A 228-nucleotide genomic window follows, 5' to 3' on the forward strand; every position below is an offset into this window, starting at 1 on the left:
CATTGTACATCGAAATATCTGAATAACCTCATTGAGCAAGATCACCGTCATATTAAAGTAAGAAAGACAAGGTATCAAAGTATCAATACAGCAAAGAATACTTTAAAAGGTATTGAGTGTATTTACGCTCTATATAAAAAGAACCGCAGGTCTCTTCAGATCTACGGATTTTCGCCATGCCACGAAATTAGCATCATGCTAGCAAGTTAAGCGAACACTGACATGATA

The 228-nt window shown here is 36.0% G+C and carries 1 protein-coding gene; it reads left to right on the top strand.

The window, feature by feature from the left end; translation table 11 throughout:
• Positions 1–210, top strand: a 210-nt coding sequence (locus tag IDG64_RS14985; protein WP_133166816.1) for a DDE-type integrase/transposase/recombinase, incomplete at its 5' end; no start/stop codon positions are given.
• Positions 211–228 lie beyond the last annotated feature (18 nt).

It is taken from the genome of Staphylococcus sp. EG-SA-15, from assembly GCF_017151895.1.
GTDB classification, from domain to species: domain Bacteria; phylum Bacillota; class Bacilli; order Staphylococcales; family Staphylococcaceae; genus Staphylococcus; species Staphylococcus aureus.